This is a genomic window from Kaistia adipata DSM 17808 (assembly GCF_000423225.1).
Lineage (GTDB): Bacteria > Pseudomonadota > Alphaproteobacteria > Rhizobiales > Kaistiaceae > Kaistia > Kaistia adipata.
This window is the reverse complement of the sequence record NZ_AUHO01000007.1, coordinates 580781-602026: the sequence shown is the minus strand read 5'-3', so window position 1 is coordinate 602026 and position 21246 is coordinate 580781. Positions and strand designations below refer to the sequence as shown.

Sequence of the window (21246 nt, the reverse complement as noted above, 5' to 3'; positions counted from 1 at the left end):
GCGCCACGGACGGATCGACAGCGTTCGATGCAAGGTCTCCCGCCGGGAGAGGTAAAGAGCGCCCACTCCGTCGCCCCTTCCGCCTGAGGGACGACGCCATCGCAGTTCGCAGGCTCCTCCTCCCCCGCCATCTCCGCGCAAGCGGGGATCCGGCCGGCCACCTTCCAGGCCGGCCCGATCCCGGGTTCGCCCGGGATGGTGGTGGGGCCGGCGGATTTCCGGAGCGCTTTCGAGCGAAGCGGACACCGGCCCGCGTCAAGAAAACGCGACCCAACAAGATACCGAGCCCGCTCATCGGGCCGCCCATGACCGAGGAATTTGGATTGGCAATGGCTTCGGCGCTCACCCAGACGACGGATCGCGCAAGCCGTCCAAAGCGCGCCCGGCGCAACGGCGTGGTCGGCAGCCGCGCCTTCCCCTATCTCCTGATCCTGCCCATGCTGGCGCTCGAGGGCGCGCTGGTGATCTATCCGATCCTGCGCGGCGCGCTGTTCAGCCTCGACACGCCGGCCGGGCTCGGGCTCGACAATTACCGCTATATGCTGGTGGATCCTGATTTCTGGCGGATGATCCAGCACACGCTGGTCTTCACCCTCTCCGTCGTCGTCGCCATCCTCGCCATCGGCCTGTCGCTGGCGCTGCTGATGAACTGGAGTTTTCGCGGGCGCGGCGTGGTGAGAAGCCTTTTGACCGTGCCCTGGGCGATCCCGGAGGTGCCGGTCGCCATCACCTTCGTGCTGATGCTCGACCCGAGCTTCGGCGTGTTCAACGCCTTCCTGCGCCTCGTCCCCGGCGTCACCGAGAACCCGCAATGGCTGCTCGATCCGGTGCTCGCCATGCTGGTCGTGATCGGCGCGACCGTCTGGAAGGGATTCCCGTTCTATTCGCTGGTGCTGCTCTCGGCGCTTCAGAACGTCCCGGACGAGCTCTACGAGGCGGCGAAGATCGACCGCGCCGGCCGCTTCGCCCAGTTCCGCTACATCACTTTGCCCGGCATCCGCCCGACGCTGGCGCTGCTCGCCGTGCTCGCCTTCATCTACTCGACCCAGCAATTCACGCTGATCTGGCTGATCACCGGTGGCGGCCCCGTCGACGCCACGACGACACTGGCGCCGGCGATCTACATGCAGGCCTTCCGCTTCTACAATTTCAGCTATGCCGGCGCGATCGCCGTGGTCGGCTTCGGCATCTCGGCGATCGCGACGCTCTGCTTCGTCGTGCTGCAGCGTCGCGTGGAGGCGCAGTCATGAGCACCCTGCGCCCCACCGCCACGCGCCGGCGCCTACCCTCGCTCGAGGACGCGCTGCGCGGCGCCGCGATCGTCGTCATCTCGGCGATCATCTTCTTCCCGGTCTACTGGATGATCGTCTCGTCGATCCGCCCGTCGGCGGAATCGCTCTCCTTCCCGCCGCCGCTGCTGCCCGGCTCGATCGACCTGCAATCCTATGTCCAGCTCTTCGTCGAGAAGCCGATCGCGCGCTGGCTGCTGCTCTCGACGCTGGTCGCGTCGCTGACCGTGATCGGCACGCTGATCCTCGTCATTCCGGCCGCCTACGCGCTGTCGCGGCTCTACTGGCCCGGCCGATCGGCCTTCGGCCTGCTGCTGCTCTTCACGCAGATGATGCCGGCAGCGGTCGTCGTCGCGCCGGTGCTGGCGCTCTATCGGGGTCTCGGCTGGACCGACAATCTCTGGGCGCTGGCGCTGCTCCACACCGCCTTCGTCGTGCCGCTGTGCGCCTGGGTGCTGAAGGCGTCGTTCGACGCCGTGCCGAAGGAGATCGTCGAGGCAGCGCTGATCGATGGCTGCGACCGCTGGAAGGTGCTCTGGCTGGTCGTGCTGCCGCTGACGAAGCCCGGCCTCGTCGCCGTCAGCGTCATCGCCTTCTTCGCCAGCTGGAACGAATATCTGTTCGCCTCGACGCTGATCACCCGGAACGACCTCTACACCGCCTCGCTCGGCCTCGCGACGCTGATGACCCAGCTCGACACGCCGCTCTTCGTGCTGATGGCGGCGGGCGTTACTTTCTCGGTGCTGCCCGTGCTCTTCTACATGGCGATCCAGCGCCATCTGCTGCGCGGCCTCACCGCCGGCGCGGTCAAGGGCTGATCGGATGCTGGGTCGCGGCAGCCAGACTCCGCCGTCATCCCCGCGAAAGCGGGGATCCATGCAGCCGAGATGCGTTATCGTTTTCGCCTCGGCTGGATGGACCCCGGGTCTCCGCTTCGCTGCGCCCGGGATGACGGCGAGGCCGGATATCGTCAAAGCATGACACACCGCTTGCTGGCGTGACGCCAAACCGGAACGTTTCGCATCGGCAATAGCTCTAGGGGACTGCCATGAAGATCACGAAGATCGAGACGGTCTGGTTCGAGGCGCTGCCGCAGGCCGAGTGGGCGAAGCGGAACCCCAAGGCGCGGCAGGCGCTGCCCAACAATCTCTGGGTCCAGATCCACACCGACAAGGGCCTCGTCGGGCTCGGCGAGACCTACTACCTGCCGCGCGCCGTCGCCGCGATCATCCACGACATCTACGCGCCGCTCCTGATCGGCCGCGACGCCCGCGACATCGAGAACCACTGGGCCAACATGGCCGCGCTGGCGAATTTCTGCGGCTCGAACGGCGCCGAGATGCGGGCGACTTCGGCCATCGACGTCGCGCTCTGGGATCTGGCCGGCCAGAACGCCGGCGAGCCGATCTACAACATGCTCGGCGGCCGCAGCCGCGACCGCATCCAGATCTACAACACCTGCGTCGGCTACGGAAAATATGACGACCTCAACGCCTGGCTGACCGGCAAGGCGGGCGAACTGGCGCAGAGCCTGCTCGCCCAGGGCGTCACCGCGATGAAGATCTGGCCGTTCGACCAGTTCGGCCCGACGCTTTCCGGCCCGGTCGACACCAGGAAGCCGATGGTGATCTGGGGCGCGCAGACGGCGGCCGGCCCGCTCGGCCATGCGCTCTCGAACGACGACCTCGCCGCCGGACTGAAGATCGTCGCCGACATCCGCGCCGCGGTCGGCGACCGCATGGCGATCGCCATCGAGGGCCATGCGCGCTGGGATCTTCCCACCTCGACGAAGATCGCCCGCGCCCTAGAACCTTATGACATCCTGTGGCTGGAAGAGATCATGCCGCCCGACAATGTCGAGAGCTATGTCCGGCTGAAGCAGACGACGACCATCCCGATCTGCCAGAGCGAACGCGTCTTCACGCGCTTCGGCTTCCGGCCCTGGATCGAGCGCGGCGCCGCCGACATCATCATGCCCGACCTCTCCTGGGGCGGCGGCCTGACCGAAGGCCGCAAGATCGCGGCGATGGCCGACACCTACATGCTGCCCGTCACCTGCCACGACACCATCGGCCCGGTGGCGCTCTGGGCGGCGACGCATCTGATGCACCACATCCCGAACGGCATGATCATGGAGACGGTGCGCGGCTATATCGACGGCTGGTACGACGACGTCGTCACCGACCGGATCGAGGTGCGCGACGGCCACCTGCACCTTCCCGACCGGCCCGGCCTCGGCACCAAGCTGCGCGAGGACCTCCTCACCCGGCCCGGCGCGCGGGTCGAAACCACCACCGAAGAAAGCCTGAAGCGGTGGTGACCGACGCCCCCTTCACCGTCGCCTATACCGGCGACTATCTCGGCCCGGACGGCCGCCTCGCCATCGCCGACATCGCGCTCGACCGCTATGACGGCCATCCCGCGATCACCGTCGATTTCCTGCGCGACCTGGCGCCGACGCCCGACGACAAAGCCTATCAGGAGCGGCTCTATTCGCTCGAGATCACACCACAGCACGTTGCCAGTGCCGAGGGCATCGTCGTCTTCCGTCCCTGGGTGAAGGCCTCCGCCTTCGCCGAAGGCGCCGAGCGGCTCGTCGTGATCGGCCGCGCCGGCGCCGGCATCGACAAGATCGACCTCGACGCCTGCACGGAAAACGACGTCGCCGTCTACAATGCGCCGGACACGCTGACCCACGCCACCGCCTCCTCCGCCTTCCTGCTGATGCTAGCGCTGGCGAAGCGCCTGCCGGAGCAGGAGCGCATGGTGCGCGACGGGCGCTGGGACCTCCAGCCCGTCACCATGGGCCTCGACCTGCCGGGCAAGACGCTCGGCATCGTCGGCCTCGGCGCGTCGGGCCGCGAACTCACCCGCCTCGCCGCGCCCTGGGGCATGAACATCCTCGCCTTCTCGCCGCGCGCGTCCGAGATCGAGGCGGCGCATCTCGGCGTCACGCTGGTCGCGAGCCTCGACGAGCTCTTCGCCGCCTCCGATTTCGTCTCGCTGCACAACCGCCTCGACGCGACGACGCGCGGGCTGATCACGGCGGCGCATTTCCGGCGCATGAAGCCGACCGCCTATTTCATCAACGTCGCGCGCGGCGAGATCGTCGACCAGGCGGGGCTCGTCACGGCGCTTCGCGACCACTGGATCGCCGGCGCCGGGCTCGACGTCTACGAGCACGAGCCGCTGCCGAAGGACGACCCGCTCGTCTCGCTTCCGAACGTGATCCTGACGCCGCACTGGCTGCCCTCGACCCGCGACGCCGCCCGGCTCACCATGACGCTGATCGCAGACGGCATGATCGGCGTGGCGGAGGGCCGGATTCCCGCTACCATCGTCAATCCCGCCGTTCTCGAACGGCCGGGCTTCCTGGCCAAACTCGCCCGCTTCACCCCCTCCGACCCTCCGGAATAGCCGAGACCAAGATGATCCGCAGAAACCGTCTGAAGGCCAATCTCAGGGCCGGACAGAAATCCTTCGGCATGTGGCTGCAGAGCCCCGACCCGACCTTCGCCGAGATCACGGCGCTGGCCGGCTTCGACTTCTTCATCTTCGATCTCGAGCACGGCACCGGCGACGTGCTGACGGCGGTCGAGGTGATGCGCGCCGCCGCCTGCACGAATTCGACCGCGATGATCCGCGTGCCCTCCTCCGACCCGATCACGCTGCGTCGCATCGCCGACGCCGGTGCCGAGGCGCTGCTGGTGCCGATGGTCGAGACGGCGGAGGAAGCGAAGAAGATCGTAAACGCCTGCCGCTTCCCGCCGCTCGGCAGACGCGGCAATGCCTGGGACATCACCCGCGCCGCCGGCTACGGCATCGCGAGGGACTACATGGAGCGCGTGCATGACGAGCTTCTTATCGTCGTGCAGATCGAGACGAAAAAGGGCGTCGAGAACGCCCGCGCCATCGCCGAGGTCGACGGCGTCGACGTGGTGTTCATCGGCCCGACCGACCTTTCCGGCAGCATCGGCCTGCCGGGCCAGACCGGCGCCCCGGAGGTCGAGGCGCTGATCGCCGAATGCTGTGCTGCGGTCGCGCCGACCGGCAAGCCGCTCGCCACCGTGCCGCGCCGCGGCAGGACCTGGCAGCAATGCTTCGACGACGGTTTCGCCTTCGTCGCCTCCGGCAGCGACCTCCACTATTTCCGCGTCGCCGCCGAGGCCCAGTTCCGCGACTGGCAGACCTACGTTGCCAAGGCGAAGGCGGCGGCGGAATAGAAGGGGCGAGGCCCCGCCTCGATGCCACCTTCGCCGTCATCCCCGGCTTGACCCGGGATGCCGAGGCGCCTGGCGGCGGGGCTAGCCTCCACCGTCATCCCGGCGAAGGCCGGGATCCATTCAGCAGAGGTCCTGGGAGGCGGCGTCGCCCACTGCTCCGCCGTCATCCTGAGGTGCTTCGCAGAGCGAAGCCTCGAAGGAGGATCCAGCGGGCCGTCTGCCAGCCGCACCATGGATCCCTGCTTTCGCAGGGATGACGACTGCGTGTGTCATACGGGCCAGCTCTGGGCGGGTAACACGGCACAAGGAGAGGCTCCGTCATCCCTGCGAAAGCAGGGATCCATGCATCCGACGCCTCTGAAGAAACCCCGGTTCGCCGCCCCGTCCCAAGAGTCCGCCCTCGCCACTGCGTTCCCTGGACCCTCCTTCGGGGCCCGGCTGCGCCGGGCACCTCAGGATGATGGCCGCGTGGTGGGATTGCGGCTTGAATCGAGTTCCGACGTGATACGGGCTGCCGCTCTCGAACCTCCGCCATTATCCCGGCGAAGGCCGGGATCCATACAACCGGAGCCTAGGGACATGGCATCGCCGCCGCCTCCGCCTCGTTCCGCACCACCGGCACTCACCTCCCCTGCCAATCCCGATTGACAACCCGAATGGTAACGGTACCATAACTATCAAATTGGGGAGGAAAACCAATTGGGCTTCGAGGGGAAACGCGCCGCCGTCACCGGCGCCGCGGCCGGGCTCGGCCGCGAACTCAGCATCGAACTGTCGCGCCGCGGCGTCGCCGTCGCGCTGATCGACATCGACGGCAAGGGGCTGGACGAGACGCGCGCGCTGCTGGGCGACACGCCCGCGCCACCGCTGGTGATCGCGGCCGACCTGACGGCGCCGGATGCGCCATCCGACATCCTCGGCCGGATCGAGCGCGACTGGGGCGGGCTCGACATCCTGATCAACAATGCCGGCTTTGGCCGCATCGAGCCCTTCCTCGAAATGTCGGCCGCGACCTGGCAGAAGACGCTCGCCGTCAACGTCACGGCGGTGGCGATGATGACGATCGCCGCCGGCGCGATCATGAAGCGGCAGGGCCAGGGCCGGATCGTCAACCTGACCTCGCCGGCCTCGCGCATGGCGCTCCCCAACTACGCCGCCTATGCCGCCTCGAAGGCCGGCGTCGATTCCATCACCCGCGCGGCGGCGATCGCGCTGGCGCCGTTCGGCGTGCGCGTCAACAGCGTCGCTCCCGGCATGATGGACACCGAGATGCAGCGCTCGACCGAGGCGGACCTCGCCCGCATCGAGGGCCGCGCCGACGTCCAGGCCTTCCTCGACGAACGGACGAAACGCGTGCCGATCGGCCGCCGCGCCGAGATCGCCGAGGTCGCCGCCGCCGTGATCTGGCTCGCCCTCGACGCGCCCTCCTACATCACCGCCGAGCGCCTCAACGCCTCCGGCGGCCTGGACAGGGACTAGCCATGGCGCTCGCCAATCATCCCCCCGCCACGGCGGATCTCGCAGCGCTGAGAGCGCGGGCGAAATCGATGCGCCGGCATGTTCTCGCGATGGCGCGCGGGCCGGGCCAGGGCTATGTCGGCCAGGGGCTCGGCATCAGCGACGTGCTCGCCGCGCTCTATTTCCACGAGATGCGCTGGGATCCGGCCGACGTGAAGGCCGCCGACCGCGACCGCTTCCTGCTTTCGACCGGGCATTATTCGATCGCGCTCTGGGCGGCGCTGGCGGAAGCCGGCGTCATCCCGCTCGACGAACTCGTCACCTATGGCGCCGACGACAGCCGGCTCGAAATGTCGACGCTCGACACTACGCCGGGCGTCGAGATGATCGGCGGATCGCTCGGCCATGGCCTCGGCCAGGCGATCGGCATGGCGCTCGGCTTGCGCCTGGCGAAATCGCCGGCGCGCATCTTCTGCGAGCTCTCCGACGGCGAGATGCAGGAGGGATCGACCTGGGAGGCGGCGATGGCGGCCGGCCATTTCTCTCTCGACAACCTCGTCGCGCTGATCGACTGCAACGGCATCCAGGCCGACGGTCCGGTGGTGCTCGACATGGAGCCCGTCGCCGACAAATGGCGCGCCTTCGGCTTCGCGACGCAGGAGATCGACGGCAACGATCTCGCGGCGGTGGTGGCGGCGCTGGAGAAGGCGCGCGCCACGGACGGCAAGCCGCACGCGATCGTGCTGCGCACCCGGCCGGGCCAGGGCGTGCCCACCTTGCTGGCGCGCGAAAAGGCGCATTTCGTCCGCGTCGAGCCGGACGAATGGGACGCGCTGATCGACGAACTCGACCGGACGGAGGCGGATCATGGCTGAGCGCGCCTATACGCAGGCCATGGGACGCGACGAGGCGACGGGCGGCCGCGCCACCGTCGACGCCCCCTTCGGCAACGCCCTCGTCGAGATCGCGCGGACGCGCACCGACATCGTCGGCCTGACGGCCGATCTCGGCAAATACACCGACATACTGCCGTTCCGCGACGCCCATCCGGAACGCTTCTTCAATGTCGGCATGGCGGAGCAGAACCTCGTCGCCGTCGCGGCGGGGCTGGCGCGCACCGGCCTCGTGCCGTTCGCCACCACCTATGGCGTCTTCGCCTCGCGCCGCGCCTTCGATTTCATCGCCATCGCCTGCGCCCATTCGAACCTGCCGGTGAAGATCGTCGCCGGCCTGCCGGGGCTGACCACCGGCTATGGCGGCACGCATCAGGCGATCGAGGATACCGGGCTGATGCGCCTGATCCCCGATCTCGTCGTCATCGACCCCTGCGACGCTACCGAGATCGCCGCCGCGACGAAGGCGGCGGCCGTGCATCCGGGGCCGGTCTACATGAGGCTGCTGCGTGGCAAGGTGCCGGTCGTGTTCGAGCCGGACGGCTTCGACTTCGCGATCGGTAAGGCACGGCTTTTGCGCGAAGGCGGCGATGTCGGCTTCGTCTCGACCGGCTTCATGACCGAACGCGCGCTCGACGCGGCGGAGGCGCTGGAAAAGCGCGGGATTTCCGCCGGCGTGCTGCATGCGCCGACGCTGAAGCCGTTCGACGCCGAGGCGGTGATCCGCTTCGCGGGAGAGGTCGAGCATCTGGTCACGGCCGAGAACCATGTCGTGCGCGGCGGCCTCGCCTCGCTGGTGGCGGAAACGCTGTTCGACGCCGGCATGACGAAGCGGCTTCAGCGGATCGGCCTGCCCGACCGCTATATCGAATGCGGCTCCGTGCCGACGCTGCAAAGGCGATACGGGCTGATGATGGACGATCTGGTCGCCGCCGCGACGGGGGAGAGAGCATGAAGATCACCGAGATCGAGACCTTCGCCGTCGGCGCCGGCTGGAAGAACTGGCTGTTCGTCCGCGTCCATACCGATGCCGGCATCACGGGCCTCGGCGAAGGCACGCTGAACGGCTTCATCCGCACGACCGAGGCGGCGATCCGCGAGCTGGAGCATTTCGTCATCGGCGCCGATCCGCGCCGCGTCACGGCCTTGGCGAGAAAAATGCTCGACAGCGTCTCGCTCGACGGCGGCCACATCCACCGCACGGCGATCGCGGCGATCGAGGTCGCCTGCTGGGACATTCTGGGAAAATCGCTCGGCGTTCCGGTGCACCAGCTGCTCGGCGGCCGGGTGCGCGACAGCATGCTCGGCTACGCCAATGGCTGGTATCGCGCCGAACGCACGCCGGAGGCCTTCCTCGACGCGGCGAAGGCCGTCATCGGAAAAGGCTTCAAGGCGATGAAGCTCGACCCGTTCGGCACCGCGCAGGGTTTTATATCCGAGCCCGAGCTGGATCTGGCGGAGCAGATCCTCACAGCGCTGCGCGAAGGGCTGCCGAAGCACACGCATCTGCTGATCGACGTGCATGCCCGCTTCACCGAGGCCGAGGCGATCCGCGCCGCCAACCGGCTGGCGCATCTCGACCTCTACTGGTGGGAGGAACCGACGACGCGCGACCGGCAGGAGACGGTGCACGCGGTCGGCCATGCGAGCCCGATCCGCGTCGCGACCGGCGAGATGTACGATACCGTCGGCCAGTTCTTCACCCTGGCCGAGGGCGGCGGCGTCAACATCTTCCAGCCCGAGCCGATGTCGCTCGGCGGCATCGGCAATTCGATGGCCGTCGCCCATCTGGCGCAGGCGCATGGCAGCTACATCGCCCCGCACCAGAGCGGCGGCCCGGTCGCCACCGCCGTCTGCCTGCAGCTCGCCGCCTGCGTCGAGAATTTCCTGATCCAGGAGCATTTCGACGCCTTCAACGAGCCGTGGACGCGCGACCTCGTCAGCTGGCACCCGGTGATCGATCCGGCGAACGGCCATCTGTCGCTGCCCGACGCGCCGGGCCTCGGCATCGAGCTCAACGACGAGGTGGCGTGCGCCCATCCCTATGACCCCAGGGCGTTCCTCAACATCCACGCCGAGGGCTGGGAGAAGCGGCTGGGGCAGCGGACCGAGAAGTGACCCTCAGGGCGCAACCACATCTTGATATGATTATAATAGTATGTTCACACTAGGGGCCAAGGCGCGCGCGGTCCGAACGACCGGAAGACGGGCCACCCAGACGCTACACGAGAGGAAATGGCCGCGCGGCGACGCGCATCAGGGAGGGAAGGCATGTTCAAGACTCGCTTGAGGACCATCGTTGCCGGCTGCGCCGCGCTGGCGATGTCCGCTCTGCTTCTAACCGCCGCGCCGCGACAGGCCGCCGCCGAGACCGTCGACGACATCATCTCGCGCGGCAAGGTGGTGATCGCCATCGACACCACGACGCCGCCCTACGGCATGATCGACGAGGAGTTCCAGCCGGCCGGCTTCGACATCGAGTTCGCCAAGCTGATCGGCGCGGCGCTCGGCGTGCCGGTCGAGTTCGTCACCGTCACCTCGCCCGGCCGCATCCCGGCGCTCCTGACCAACCGCGCCGACCTCGTGGTGTCGATCTTCTCGATCACCGCGCCGCGCGCGCTGCAGGTCAACTTTTCCATTCCCTATGCCGGCCAGTCGGCGGTGGTGATCGCGCCGAAATCCTCCAACATCAAGAGCCACGCCGATCTCGTCGGCAAGAAGGTCGGGCTGACGCGCGGCACCGGCGAGGACGGCCTTTTGACCGAGGCGGCCAAGGCCAATCCCGGAATCGAGATCCTGCGCTTCGACGACTATGCCTCGCTACTGCAGGCCATGGTCTCCGGCCAGATCGACGCGATGGGCGGCGGCGATTATGGCGACATCTATCTGAAGAAGAGCGACAAGGGAGAGGACTTCGAGATGAAGTACATCCTGAAGACGTTCTATTTCGGCGTCGGCGTCCGGCGCGGCAATCCCGACATCCTGCAGTGGCTGAACACCTTCATCTTCACGCTGAAGCAGGACGGCACGCTGGAGCGGCTGTCGCAGAAATACCGCAACACCCCGTTGCCGCCGCTGCCGGTGTTCTGAGGCGACTTTCACCTCTCCCTGCGGGAGAGGTCGGCCCGCAGGGCCGGGTGAGGGTTTACGGCCTCTCCGGATGGTTCCCTAAACCCTCACCCGCCGGCTTCGCCGTCGACCTCCCCCTCAGGGGGAGGTGAAGAGCGAGACGCAGGACCGCCCGGCGGACCGGGCACCGCCTGCGCCACCAGCCCAGAACCGATCGGACGGCCTCATGCAGAGCTACGTCTTCCAGTTCGGCCCGATCCTGATCCGCTCGGAGGAGCTGATCCACGGCGCCTGGCTGACCATCTGGTTCGCCAGCGTGTCGATGATACTGGGCCTCGCCATCGGCATCCTCGGCGCGGTGGCGCGCTCGTTCGGCCCGCGCTGGCTGTCGCGGATCGTCGCCGCCTATGTCGAGCTGATCCGCAACACGCCGCTGCTGATCCAGCTCTATTTCGTCTTCTTCACCCTACCCTTCCTGGGGCTGAAGCTCTCGAGCAGCGCCGCCGCCATCCTGGCGCTCTCGATCCATCTCGGCGCCTATGCGACCGAGATCATGCGGGCAGGCATCCAGTCGATCCCGTCCGGCCAGATCGAGGCGGCGAAGTCGCTCGGCCTCAAGCCCTACAAGATCATCCGCCACATCGTGCTCTTGCAGGCGCTCCGCGCCATCTATCCGGCGCTCTGCGGCCAGTTCATCCTGCAATTGCTCGGCACCAGCATCATCTCGGCGATCGCGGCGGAGGAACTGACGGCGATCGCCAACAACATGGTGATGCAGACCTTCCGCTCCTTCGAGGTCTATATCGTCGTCGCGATCATCTATTTCGTGCTGGTGCAGGGTTTCATCCTGCTGTTCCAGGGCTTTTCCCGCTTCTTCTTCCGCTGGAAGACATGAGGAGCCTCCGATGAACCTGCGCGAGTTCGGCTTCGGCGAATTCAGCTTCCTGCTCCTCTCGGCGCGCTGGACGATCCTCTTGTCGCTGATCGCCTTCGCCGGCGGCGGCATCCTCGGCATCCTCGTCGGGAGCCTGCGGATCAGCGCCTCGAAGCCGCTCAGGATGATCGCGGCCGGCTATATCCGCTTCTTCCAGAGCACGCCGATCCTGATCCAGCTCTTCATGGCCTATTACGGCACCGCCTTCATCGGCTTGAGCCCGGATCCCTGGACGGCGGCGGCGATCACCTTCTCGCTCAACTCGGCCGCCTTCTTCGGCGACATCGTTCGCGGCTCGATCGAGGCGATCCCCAGCGGCCAATGGGAGGCAGCGAAGGCGCTCAGCCTGCGCTTCGTGCCGACGCTACGCCTCGTCATCTTCCCGCAGGCGCTGAAGCTGATGCTGCCGCCGACGGTCGGCTTCATGGTGCAGATCGTGAAAACCACCTCGGTCGCCTCGCTGATCGGGCTCACCGAGCTCGCCCGCACCGCCACCATGATCAACACGGTGACCTTCGAGCCGATGCTGGTGTTCGGCACCGTCGCGCTGATCTATTTCGCGCTGTGCTGGCCGCTGTCGCTGCTCGCGAAGCGCCTGGAGCGTCGCCTCGAGGTGGAGGGACGGGGCCGTGCGGCGCTCGCCTGAGCCCGCGTCAGGCGCTCTCGCGCTCGACGATCTCGAAGCCGACCGGCACGATGCGCGGCAGCTCCGCCTCGCCCTTCAACCGCTTCAACAACTGCTCGACCGCCAGCCGCCCCATGGCGAGGCGCGGCACGCGCAGCGTCGTGAGCCTCGGATAGAGCTCGGCGGCCAGGTCCATGTCGCCATAGCCGGCGATCGCCATGCGCTCCGGGATCTTCCAGCCGCGCCGGTGGCACTCCTGCACCGCGCCGATCGCCAGCGTGTCGGACGAGCAGAACAGCACGTCGAGTTCGGGATCCCGTTCCACCAGCGCCGCCAGCGCCGTGGCGCCGCCCTCGGCGGTGATCGGCACCTCGATCTCCAGGCTTCCGGGATAGGCATGGCCGCGATCGACCAGCGCCTGGCGATAGCCGATGCGGCGCTGCTGCAGGCGGTCATTGCCGTGCACCGGGGTCGAGGCGAAGCCGATGCGGCGATAGCCCCTGTCGACCAGGTGGCAGGTCATGGCATAGGCGGTGTCGAAGTTCGAGACGCCGACCGCCATGTCGATCGGTTCGCGGCCGCGGATCTCGCTGATCTCGACGACCGCCACCTCGCCGGAACCGAGCAGCGTCCGCGCGGCGTCGGAATTGACGAAGGCCTGCAGGATCAGCCCGGCCGGCTGCCAGCCGAGCAGCGCGCGGATCGCCTGCTCCTCGCCCTCGGGATCGAAGTCGCCCTGGATCAGCAGCAGCTGGTAGCCCGCCTCGTGGCAGGCATCCGACATGCCCTGCACCTGCTCGGCGATGCCGGAATTGATCAGCGGCGGCACCATCGTGCCGATGATGCGCCGGCGGTTGCGATTGGACGACATCGAGGAGGCGAGCTGGTTGCGGATGAAGCCCTCGCGCTCGACCACCTCCATCACGCGAGCCCGCGTCGCCGGCGAAACCTTGTCCGGATCGGCGAGCGCCCGCGACACGGTCATCGGCGCGACGCCGGCGCGACGCGCGATTTCCTTCATGCTCAGCCGTGGCTTGCCGGGATCACGCGGATCGGAATTCACCATCGCAACGCTCGCTCAATGTGCCGGATGGAATCGGCCCCTTCGGCTATTCTAGAGATACATCCCGTGCCGATGAACCGGATCCATGTCGCGACATGCTTCGAGCACGGCCAGAGGACGGCAGAGCAGTCTATCGATCCAGAATTAATGCTGGTCTCCGGCCAAGGGCAGCCGGGCGTCGCCCCGGCGAAGGCCGGGGCCCATAGACACGGGCCAAAAGAGCGTGGCGCGCCCTCCGGCCACAGCTCGGCGGATCTGGATCCCGGCCTCCGCCGGGATGACGGCGGTGCGTTCTCAGCGTGGTGCGTAAAGCTCCCAGGCGGCCGGCGCAGAATGCCGTCGACGCCCTCTTTTCCCCCTCTCCCCGAGAAGGAGGTCGACGGACGCAGTGCGGCGGGTGAGGGTTTGCGGCCTCTCCAGATGGTTCCCTACCCCCTCACCCGGAGCTTTGCTCCGACCTCTCCCCATGGGAGAGGTGAAGGACGTGCGCGGATCGAATACGGCTTTGCCCGGCTCGGGAACCGGGACGACGGCGGAGGGGGGATCGACGCCTGCGGCGAACGATGGCGGATGCGGCTTGTGCAGCCCGTGCAACCAGGATGCTCTCTTCCGCCCATCGACCGATCCCCTCGCCTCCAGTTTTCCGTGGATGCCGCGCGGCGAGAGTTGATAAGTTTATAATAGCATGATGTTATGTGAGCTGGCCGCCTCAACGTTCTGAGGCGGTCCTGCCGGAGACCGCATCGAGGAGGATGCCCCCGGTGGACAGGGAGGAAAACATGGAACGTACCGCCGAACGAGACTCCGGCCTCGAAGGATCCGGCCGCGCGCTGCGCGATCGGTTGACGCGGCTTGTCGCGGTCGGCGAGGTGGGCGTTCTGCTCGCGCTGATCGTGCTCGTCGCCTTTTTCTACATGATGGAGCCGGCGTTCCTGTCGGAGCGCAACATCCGCGCCATCCTGCGCGTCGTCTCCTTCATCGGCATCATCGCCATCGGCCAGACCATCCTGCTCGTCTGCGGCGAGTTCGACCTGTCGGTCGGTGCCGTCGCGGGGCTATCGGCGGTCTGCAGCGCGAAATTGATGACCGCCCTCGCCCTGCCCGTGCCGCTGGCGCTTCTCGGTGGCGTGCTGGTCGGCGCCGGCATCGGACTGATCAACGGCCTCGTCGTGGTCAAGTTCAAGATCCCGGCCTTCATCCAGACGCTCGGCATGCTGTTCATCGGCCAGGGCCTGATCCAGGTCGTCACCAATGGCTACCCGGTCTATCCGCTGCCGCCGGTGATCAGCGACATCGGCTATGCCAGCATCATCTTCGGGCTCGGCTGGAGCTTTGTCTTCTTCGTGATCGCCGCGCTCGGGGCCGATTTCGTGCTTCGCCGCACGGTGCTCGGCCGCAACATGTACGCGACCGGCGGCAATCCCGAAGTCGCCCGCCTCGTTGGCATCGACACCAACTGGTACAAGATCGGCGCCTTCATGACGGTTGGCGCGCTCGCCGCCATCGCCGGCATGTTCGTCATGGCCGACCTTGCCTCCGGCACCACGTCGATCGGCAGCGGCTGGGAACTGAACGTCATCGCCGGCGTCGTCGTCGGCGGCGTCAGCCTGTTCGGCGGCGCCGGCACCATGGCCGGCGGCCTGATCGGCGTGCTGCTCTTGCAGGTCGTCACCAGCGGCCTCGTCGTCGTCGGCGTCAACGCCAACTGGCAGCAGATCGCCGTCGGCGTGATCATGGTGATGGCCGTCGGCCTCGACATCCTGCGCCGCCGCTTCTTCATCGCCGGATCCGGCGGCGCCCAGCCCGCCGCCACCACCGAGCCCGCCAGCAAGCCATCCTGAACACCCGTCCGGCCCCGGCCGGACGGCATGACGCCAAGCGCCTTCAAGCGAAGTCGACACCGGTTCGCGTGAAGAGAACGCGACCACCAAGGGAACCAGTCGAAAAGACCGCCACAAGGCGGTCAACCAGAGGGAGGACTACCAATGACCGAACGATTTTCCAGCCTGCTGAAATCCGCGCTGCTGGCCACCGTCGCCGTGACGGCCGGCCTCGCCGCCCTGCCCGAGGCCAGCCTCGCGGCCGGCAAGAACGTGCTCTGGGTCCAGCCCATGCGCGACCATCCGGTGCACCGCCTGATGCAGGCCGGCTTCCTGGAGAAGTGCAAGGAACTCGGCAATACCTGCGAAGTGGTCGGCAATCCGAGCTCGACCAACTATGACGTCTCGGCGTCGATCCCGCTTGCCGAGGCCGCCATGGCCCGCACCAAGTTCGACGCCATCGCCGTCTATGGCCCCGGCCCCGAGATCTTCCCGTTCATCGGCAAGCTCGGCAAGGAAGGCTTCCCGGTCGTCACCTGGCACGTGCTGCCGCCGGAGGGCTCGGTCGCCGGCCTCAAGGCCGCCGTCGGCGAGGACATCCCGTCGGCCGGCCAGTCGGCCGCCATCTCGATGGGCGAGAAGCTGGGCGGCAAGGGCGTGATCGCGCTCACCCAGGGCTCGTCCAACGACACCGAGAACGTCATGGCGGATTCATTCCGCAAGACGATGGCCGAGCGCTTCCCCGAGGTGAAGATCCTCGACACCCAGATGGAAGGCTTCGAGCCGTCCTCCGCCGAGGCCAAGGCCGTGGCGCTGCTGCAGGGCAACCCGGACGTCGTCGCCGCCTTCTCGACCACGGGCAACGGCGCCCAGACCTGGTCCGGCGCGTCGCGCAAGGCCGACCGCCCGCTCGTCATCATCGGCATGGACTACATCCGCCAGAACCTCGACCTGGTGAAGTCGGGCGCGGTCTATGGCGTCGTCGCCCAGCCGCTCTACGAGGAAAGCGCCAAGACGGCCGAGCTCGCCAACGACCTCGCCGAGGGCAAGGAGGTTCCCTACCTGAACCCGCTGCCGGCGGGCGTCATCACCGCCGGCGACCTCGACCCCTATTACGCGATGCTCGACCGCGCCGGCCAGTAAGGGCCGCCAACCTGCCCTCTCCCGCCCGGCGGGAGAGGGTGACGGACTTGCTTCCTCGCCGAAGCAAGGGCTGAGGTCACCCACCTCTTCGTGGGGAATTTCGGCACGATGCCCGCGACGCTCCGCCGTCATCCCGGCGGAGGCCGGGATCCAGACACACCGGCCCGCGGCCGAAAGGCTGCGCCATGGCTTGCATGGCCGGTGTTCATGGGCCCCGGCCTCCGCCGGGGCGACGCGCTCCGACCCATGCACCGTGGCCGGATGCGACCTTCAACGCACTGCAAGGATCTCCTCTGGTAGAGGTGAGACAAGGACTTCGGGGACCGAGACATGACCGACCCAGACACCGCCCCGCCCGTCATCCAGACCCGCGCCATCGTCAAGAGCTTCTCCGGCGTGCAGGCGCTGCGCGGCGTCGATTTCGCTGTCCATCCCGGCGAGATCCACGCCCTGCTCGGCCAGAACGGCGCCGGGAAATCGACCCTCGTCAAGATCCTGAACGGCGTGCACAAGGCCGGCTCCTATTCGGGCGAGATCCTCGTCGACGGCAAGCCGGTCACCTTTGCCTCGACCTCGGAAGCCCGCGCCTGCGGCGTCGGCTACGTGCCGCAGGAAATCGAGGTGCTGGAACAGCTCACCGTCGCGGAAAACGTCTTCGCCGGCCATACCGGCCTCGGCCGCGGCCCGATCATCAACCGCCGCCGCATGGAGCAGGAGGCGCGCGCGCTGTTCGACGAGCTCGGCCTTCAGATCGACCCGCGCATGCTGGTCGCGAGCCTCACGTCCGCGCAGCGCCACCTCGTGATGATCGCGCGCGCCCTCTCCTTCAAGCCCCGCGTCCTGATGCTGGACGAGCCGACCGCCTCGCTCTCCGGCGTCGAGGTCGAGCGGCTGTTCTCCGTGCTCCGCCGCCTCAAGGCGCAGGGCAAGACGATGATCTTCATCACCCACCGCCTGCCCGAGGTGCTCGCCATCTGCGACCGCGCCACGGTGCTGCGCGACGGCCGCGTCGCCGCCGCCATCGAGCGCGACGCCTTCGACGAGGAGCAGTTCATCTACGCCATGTCGGGCCAGAAGCTGCAGCGCCTCTATCCGCATCACGAGGCGCCGCCAGCGGCGACGAAGCCGCTGCTTTCGGTGAAAAACCTCTCGATCGCCGGCCGCTTCGGCGTCAATCGCGGTGTCAGCGACGTCTCCTTCGACGTGCGCCCCGGCGAGATCCTCGGCCTTGCCGGCCTGCTCGGCTCCGGCCGTACCGAGATCCTGCACGCGATCTACGGCCGCATCCCCTATTCCGGCGCCATCGCCATCGACGGCCGCGACGTCGCGATCGCGACCGCCGCCGACGCCCGCGCGGCTGGCATCGCGCTCCTGACCGAGGACCGCAAGCGCGACGGGCTGCTGTTCAACCTCCCGGTCGGCGCCAACATCACCATCGGCAACCTGACGAAGCTGTCGAGCCACGGCATGGTGCGCGACGGCCGCGAGAAGAGCGCCGTGCTCGCCGCCATGCGGGCGTTGAACGTCAAGGCCCGCTCGCCGCAATCCTCCGTCGCCCACCTCTCCGGCGGCAACCAGCAGAAGCTGCTCTTCGCCCGCGTGCTGATGAGCGCGCCGCGCGTGCTGCTGCTCGACGAGCCGACCAAGGGCGTCGACGCGGCGACCCGCGCCGAGATCTACCGGCTGATCGTCGACCTCGCCGACAAGGGCGTGGCGCTCGTCGTCGTCGCCTCGGAGCTGGAGGAAGTGATCGGCATCGCCGACCGCTGCCTCGTCGTCGCCGATGGCCGCCTGGTCGGCGAATTCCAGCGCGCCGAGGGCAGCGAGGACAAGGTGCTGCGCACCATCACCGCGGCGCAGGCCGAAATGCAGCGCGACGCGCTGGCGAAGGCGGGACACGCGAAATGACGAAACGCTTCGCCGGCAAATCAATCCTGGTCACGGGCGCCGCGACCGGCATCGGCCGCGCCACCGCCGAACATCTCGTCGCCGAGGGAGCCAGCGTGCACGGCATCGGCCTCGACGCGGCCGAAGGCCAGGCGCTCGCCACCGACTACGCGAAACGCGGCCTGCCGCTCTTCTTCTCGGAAGTAGACCTGACCGACGACGCCGCGATCCGCGCGGCGGTCGCGGGTGCGCAGAAACAGTCCGGGCGGCTCGACGCCGTCGTCAACTGCGCCGGCATCTATCCGACCGGCAAGCGCCTGGAAGACGTCACGGATGCCGAGTGGGATCTCTGCGTCTCGGTCAATCTGACCGCCATCTTTCGCGTCTGCCGCGCGGCGCTGCCGTGGCTCCGCGCTTCGGGCGGCGGCTCGGTCGTCAATCTGGCCTCGGTGCACGCGATCGCGACCGTCCCCGGCGTCCCCGCCTATGCCGCCACCAAGGCGGCCGTGGTCGGCCTCTCGAAGCAGATGGCGCTCGACTATGCTTGCGACCGCATCCGCGTCAACGCGGTTGTCGTCGGCTCGGTGGCGACGCGGATGACGCTCGGCGACGCGCCCGACGCGCGCGAAAGGGTCGAGGCGGCCGGGCTCTATTTCGACGAGCGCAGGGTGCCGCGCGTCGCCGACCCCAAGGAGCTTGCCCGCGCCATCGCCTTCCTGCTCTCCGACGACGCGTCCTTCGTCACCGGTAGCGCGTTCACCGCCGATGGCGGCCTGACGGCGCTGTTGCTGTAGGGGATTCCGCACAACCCTGCGGGGACAGCCGCAGTGCGCCCCCTCCCCCTTGCGGGGAGGGTCGGGGTGGGGGTACCGGCGCCGTCCTTCGGCGCAAGCCGCCCGTCAGAGGCCCGCCCCTTCAGCTCTCCCTGAGGGAGGGTCGACGGCCGCAGGCCGGCAGGTGAGGGTCTACTACCCCACCGACAGACCACCTTGCGGACGTGCGCCGTATCCGGAGGATTCCCTAACCCCTCACCCGGCGCTCCGCGCCGACCTCTCCCGCCGGGAGAGGTGAACGGCCGAGCTCTCCCCCTGCGGCGTCGAAACCTTGGCACGCCCAAGACCCGACCGACCAGCCCGCCGCCCCAACCTCCGTCATCCTGAGGCTTGCGCGGGGCAAGGCCCCTCACCTCACCCCAAACCGCACCACCCCCGCCATCGCCTCGCCCGGCTTGAGCACCACCAGGCCGAGTCCTTCCTCGCCGGCTTCCAGCTTGTTGGGGGCGCAGGGGACGTTGGTCTGGGGTTCAAGGCAGAAGAAGCTCTGCTTCGGGTCGGCGTAGAGCATCAGGTTTTCGAAGATCGGATCGGCCTCGATGACGAGCGTCACGCCGCGCGAGGGAAAACGCAGCGTGGCGCTTCCGTCCCAGCCGGAATAATCATTGTTGCGCCAGTGGTTTGGCAGGCCGGCGCCGCGGGAGAAATCGAGCTCGGGCGAGGTGGCGATGCGCGAGCCGGCGACGCCGTCCGGCGCCTCGAGCCAGAAGTGCTTGGCGGCAAAGGTCATCACGACATCGGCGTCGCGGTCGAACCAGGGATGGTGGCCGAAGCCGAACGGCATGCGGACCGGGCCGAGATTTTCGAGCGTCGTCGAAAGCACCAGCCCCTCGGGCGAAAGCTCGAAACGCTGCGTGGCGCGGTACTGGTAGGGCTCGCCGGCGACGCGGCGCTCCAGCGTCATTTCAACGGAGGTGTCGGAGATCTGCTTCGCGGCCCAGGCCGAATGCCAGCCCGTGCCATGCACGTTGAAGCGCTCGGCGCCGTTGTTGGCGGCGAAGCGGTAGGTGACGCCGTCGAAGGTGAACTGGTTGCCATCGATGCGGTTGGCATAGGGCAGCATCGGGAAGGAGGCGACGCCGAGAACGTCGCCCTTCGCGGCGCGCTCCGGCGTCAGCGCCCGCATGACATCGACGCCGTTCTTCCGGAAGGCGGCGATCGAGCCGCCGATTTCCGGCGCGAGGACGAGGGAGAGGTCTCCGGCGGCGAGTTCGATCATCGGGCGTTTCCTTGGGTTCTGTTCGTGGCTTCGATGTTAGCCGCCGGGCGCCCGCGCGAAAGGGGCCGGCTTGCGTCGTCCCCGCTTTCCGGGGGCGGTCGGGATGGGTCAGGGATGACGGCGAGGTTTCGGACGTCCTTGCCCCCACGCCGTGCGTCCTTCGAGACGGGCCTGCGGCCCTCCTCAGGATGTTGGGGGACGGTGACGGGCAGGTCGGCTTGACCGTGACTTTCTTTCCCGGCCCGCTCCGATCCGCCCCCTCCCCGTCATCCCCGCGAAGGCGGGGATCCATGCATCCCGAGGCTCCGGGAGGTTCGCGCAGCGCACATCCCGGCTGAATGGATCCCGGGTCAAGCCCGGGATGACGGCGAGGGTGGGGTGACGGCGGAGGCAATGCCGGGAATTCTTCACCTCTCCCGGCGGGAGAGGTGAAGCGGCGCCCCGCCTCGTCGCCCGGAGACCTGCCCTCCGATGACGGCGAGATTGGGATGACGGCGGAGGCAATGCCGGAAACAGTCCATCGCCACTCCCTTCGAAGACCTTTGCAGAGGACAGCCCACAGTGGGACGCCGTCGCCCCGGCGGAGGCCGGGGCCCATGAACACCGGCCAACGAAATCTGGCCGCCCTCTGGTCATCCGCCGGTGTGTCTGGATCCCGGCCTTCGCCGGGATGACGGCGGAGGGCGGTGCTCCGTCCGGACGGCCCCTGTCCCCTCATCCGGCGCTTCGGGCCGACCTCTCCCATGGGAGAGGAGAAGCCGTGGATCCCTGCTTTCGCAGGAATGACGGC

At 68.0% G+C, this 21246-nt stretch carries 18 protein-coding genes; 16 read left to right on the top strand and 2 right to left on the bottom strand.

The genetic code is table 11. The features are described 5' to 3' along the window. The first annotated feature begins 329 nt into the window (after window positions 1–329). The 12 genes from G539_RS0107730 to G539_RS0107670 all read left to right on the top strand — a co-directional run bounded on the left by G539_RS0107730 (window position 330) and on the right by G539_RS0107670 (window position 12512). The gene (locus G539_RS0107730; protein WP_051231184.1) at window positions 330–1250 is read left to right on the top strand and encodes a carbohydrate ABC transporter permease; all 921 of its coding nucleotides are present in this window, start codon (window positions 330–332) and stop codon (window positions 1248–1250) included. Then, a complete protein-coding gene (locus G539_RS0107725; RefSeq protein WP_051231183.1) occupies window positions 1247–2107 on the top strand; it encodes a carbohydrate ABC transporter permease in 861 nt (286 codons plus the stop codon). The genes G539_RS0107730 and G539_RS0107725 overlap by 4 nt, the downstream gene beginning before the upstream one ends. Before the next feature lie 230 nt (window positions 2108–2337). Continuing rightward, on the top strand, window positions 2338–3609 hold the full coding sequence (locus tag G539_RS24085) for a mandelate racemase/muconate lactonizing enzyme family protein (RefSeq protein ID WP_051231182.1): 1272 nt from the start codon (window positions 2338–2340) through the stop codon (window positions 3607–3609). Beyond that, window positions 3606–4706, top strand: coding sequence for an NAD(P)-dependent oxidoreductase (locus G539_RS24080; RefSeq protein WP_169516619.1), 1101 nt, complete (start codon window positions 3606–3608; stop codon window positions 4704–4706). The genes G539_RS24085 and G539_RS24080 overlap by 4 nt, the downstream gene beginning before the upstream one ends. Window positions 4707–4717: 11 nt before the next feature. Then, complete coding sequence (locus G539_RS0107710) at window positions 4718–5512, top strand: HpcH/HpaI aldolase family protein (protein ID WP_029074678.1); 795 nt, start codon at window positions 4718–4720, stop codon at window positions 5510–5512. A 699-nt stretch (window positions 5513–6211) separates the two neighbouring features. Then, complete coding sequence (locus G539_RS0107700; RefSeq protein WP_029074676.1) at window positions 6212–6991, top strand: SDR family NAD(P)-dependent oxidoreductase; 780 nt, start codon at window positions 6212–6214, stop codon at window positions 6989–6991. Window positions 6992–6993: 2 nt separating this feature from the next. Then, on the top strand, window positions 6994–7845 hold the full coding sequence (locus tag G539_RS0107695; RefSeq protein ID WP_029074675.1) for a transketolase: 852 nt from the start codon (window positions 6994–6996) through the stop codon (window positions 7843–7845). Then, on the top strand, window positions 7838–8818 hold the full coding sequence (locus G539_RS0107690) for a transketolase family protein (protein WP_029074674.1): 981 nt from the start codon (window positions 7838–7840) through the stop codon (window positions 8816–8818). Before G539_RS0107695 ends, G539_RS0107690 begins: the two co-directional genes overlap by 8 nt. Beyond that, window positions 8815–9981 (top strand): mandelate racemase/muconate lactonizing enzyme family protein, encoded by a 1167-nt coding sequence (locus tag G539_RS0107685; RefSeq protein WP_029074673.1) that lies wholly within the window; start codon window positions 8815–8817, stop codon window positions 9979–9981. The genes G539_RS0107690 and G539_RS0107685 overlap by 4 nt, the downstream gene beginning before the upstream one ends. Window positions 9982–10134: 153 nt before the next feature. Further along, entirely contained in the window at window positions 10135–10953 is an 819-nt protein-coding gene (locus G539_RS0107680; protein WP_035830542.1) for a transporter substrate-binding domain-containing protein, read from the top strand. 205 nt (window positions 10954–11158) lie between these two features. Beyond that, window positions 11159–11827, top strand: a complete 669-nt coding sequence (locus G539_RS0107675) for an amino acid ABC transporter permease (protein WP_029074671.1) — start codon at window positions 11159–11161, stop codon at window positions 11825–11827. A gap of 10 nt (window positions 11828–11837) precedes the next feature. Continuing rightward, the gene (locus G539_RS0107670; RefSeq protein WP_029074670.1) at window positions 11838–12512 is read left to right on the top strand and encodes an amino acid ABC transporter permease; all 675 of its coding nucleotides are present in this window, start codon (window positions 11838–11840) and stop codon (window positions 12510–12512) included. A 7-nt stretch (window positions 12513–12519) separates the two neighbouring features. Here G539_RS0107670 and G539_RS0107665 read toward each other — a convergent pair whose 3' ends face one another. Continuing rightward, window positions 12520–13557 carry a LacI family DNA-binding transcriptional regulator gene (locus G539_RS0107665; protein ID WP_029074669.1) on the bottom strand — a complete coding sequence of 346 codons (1038 nt, stop codon included), beginning with the start codon at window positions 13555–13557 and terminating at the stop codon, window positions 12520–12522. A gap of 776 nt (window positions 13558–14333) precedes the next feature. On the opposite strand from G539_RS0107665, the gene G539_RS0107660 reads away from it, so the two are divergent. From G539_RS0107660 to G539_RS0107645, 4 genes are all read left to right on the top strand, one after another. Then, window positions 14334–15395, top strand: coding sequence for an ABC transporter permease (locus G539_RS0107660; protein ID WP_029074668.1), 1062 nt, complete (start codon window positions 14334–14336; stop codon window positions 15393–15395). A gap of 144 nt (window positions 15396–15539) precedes the next feature. After that, entirely contained in the window at window positions 15540–16517 is a 978-nt protein-coding gene (locus G539_RS0107655) for a sugar ABC transporter substrate-binding protein (RefSeq protein WP_029074667.1), read from the top strand. Window positions 16518–16847: 330 nt separating this feature from the next. Beyond that, entirely contained in the window at window positions 16848–18425 is a 1578-nt protein-coding gene (locus G539_RS0107650) for a sugar ABC transporter ATP-binding protein (protein ID WP_029074666.1), read from the top strand. After that, a complete protein-coding gene (locus tag G539_RS0107645) occupies window positions 18422–19198 on the top strand; it encodes an SDR family NAD(P)-dependent oxidoreductase (protein WP_029074665.1) in 777 nt (258 codons plus the stop codon). The genes G539_RS0107650 and G539_RS0107645 overlap by 4 nt, the downstream gene beginning before the upstream one ends. Window positions 19199–19586: 388 nt before the next feature. Here the strand turns inward: G539_RS0107645 and G539_RS0107640 are convergent, their stop codons facing one another. Beyond that, on the bottom strand, window positions 19587–20456 hold the full coding sequence (locus G539_RS0107640; RefSeq protein WP_029074664.1) for an aldose 1-epimerase: 870 nt from the start codon (window positions 20454–20456) through the stop codon (window positions 19587–19589). Window positions 20457–21246: the final 790 nt, after the last annotated feature.

Bases quoted from the DNA above. Each gene is read 5' to 3' on its own strand.
- G539_RS0107730 (WP_051231184.1), top strand. From the start codon at position 330: ATGGCTTCGGCGCTCACCCAGACGACGGATCGCGCAAGCCGTCCAAAG.
- G539_RS0107725 (WP_051231183.1), top strand. From the start codon at position 1,247: ATGAGCACCCTGCGCCCCACCGCCACGCGCCGGCGCCTACCCTCGCTC.
- G539_RS24085 (WP_051231182.1), top strand. From the start codon at position 2,338: ATGAAGATCACGAAGATCGAGACGGTCTGGTTCGAGGCGCTGCCGCAG.
- G539_RS0107710 (WP_029074678.1), top strand. From the start codon at position 4,718: ATGATCCGCAGAAACCGTCTGAAGGCCAATCTCAGGGCCGGACAGAAA.
- G539_RS0107695 (WP_029074675.1), top strand. From the start codon at position 6,994: ATGGCGCTCGCCAATCATCCCCCCGCCACGGCGGATCTCGCAGCGCTG.
- G539_RS0107690 (WP_029074674.1), top strand. From the start codon at position 7,838: ATGGCTGAGCGCGCCTATACGCAGGCCATGGGACGCGACGAGGCGACG.
- G539_RS0107685 (WP_029074673.1), top strand. From the start codon at position 8,815: ATGAAGATCACCGAGATCGAGACCTTCGCCGTCGGCGCCGGCTGGAAG.
- G539_RS0107680 (WP_035830542.1), top strand. From the start codon at position 10,135: ATGTTCAAGACTCGCTTGAGGACCATCGTTGCCGGCTGCGCCGCGCTG.
- G539_RS0107675 (WP_029074671.1), top strand. From the start codon at position 11,159: ATGCAGAGCTACGTCTTCCAGTTCGGCCCGATCCTGATCCGCTCGGAG.
- G539_RS0107670 (WP_029074670.1), top strand. From the start codon at position 11,838: ATGAACCTGCGCGAGTTCGGCTTCGGCGAATTCAGCTTCCTGCTCCTC.
- G539_RS0107665 (WP_029074669.1), bottom strand. From the start codon at position 13,557: ATGGTGAATTCCGATCCGCGTGATCCCGGCAAGCCACGGCTGAGCATG.
- G539_RS0107660 (WP_029074668.1), top strand. From the start codon at position 14,334: ATGGAACGTACCGCCGAACGAGACTCCGGCCTCGAAGGATCCGGCCGC.
- G539_RS0107655 (WP_029074667.1), top strand. From the start codon at position 15,540: ATGACCGAACGATTTTCCAGCCTGCTGAAATCCGCGCTGCTGGCCACC.
- G539_RS0107650 (WP_029074666.1), top strand. From the start codon at position 16,848: ATGACCGACCCAGACACCGCCCCGCCCGTCATCCAGACCCGCGCCATC.
- G539_RS0107645 (WP_029074665.1), top strand. From the start codon at position 18,422: ATGACGAAACGCTTCGCCGGCAAATCAATCCTGGTCACGGGCGCCGCG.
- G539_RS0107640 (WP_029074664.1), bottom strand. From the start codon at position 20,456: ATGATCGAACTCGCCGCCGGAGACCTCTCCCTCGTCCTCGCGCCGGAA.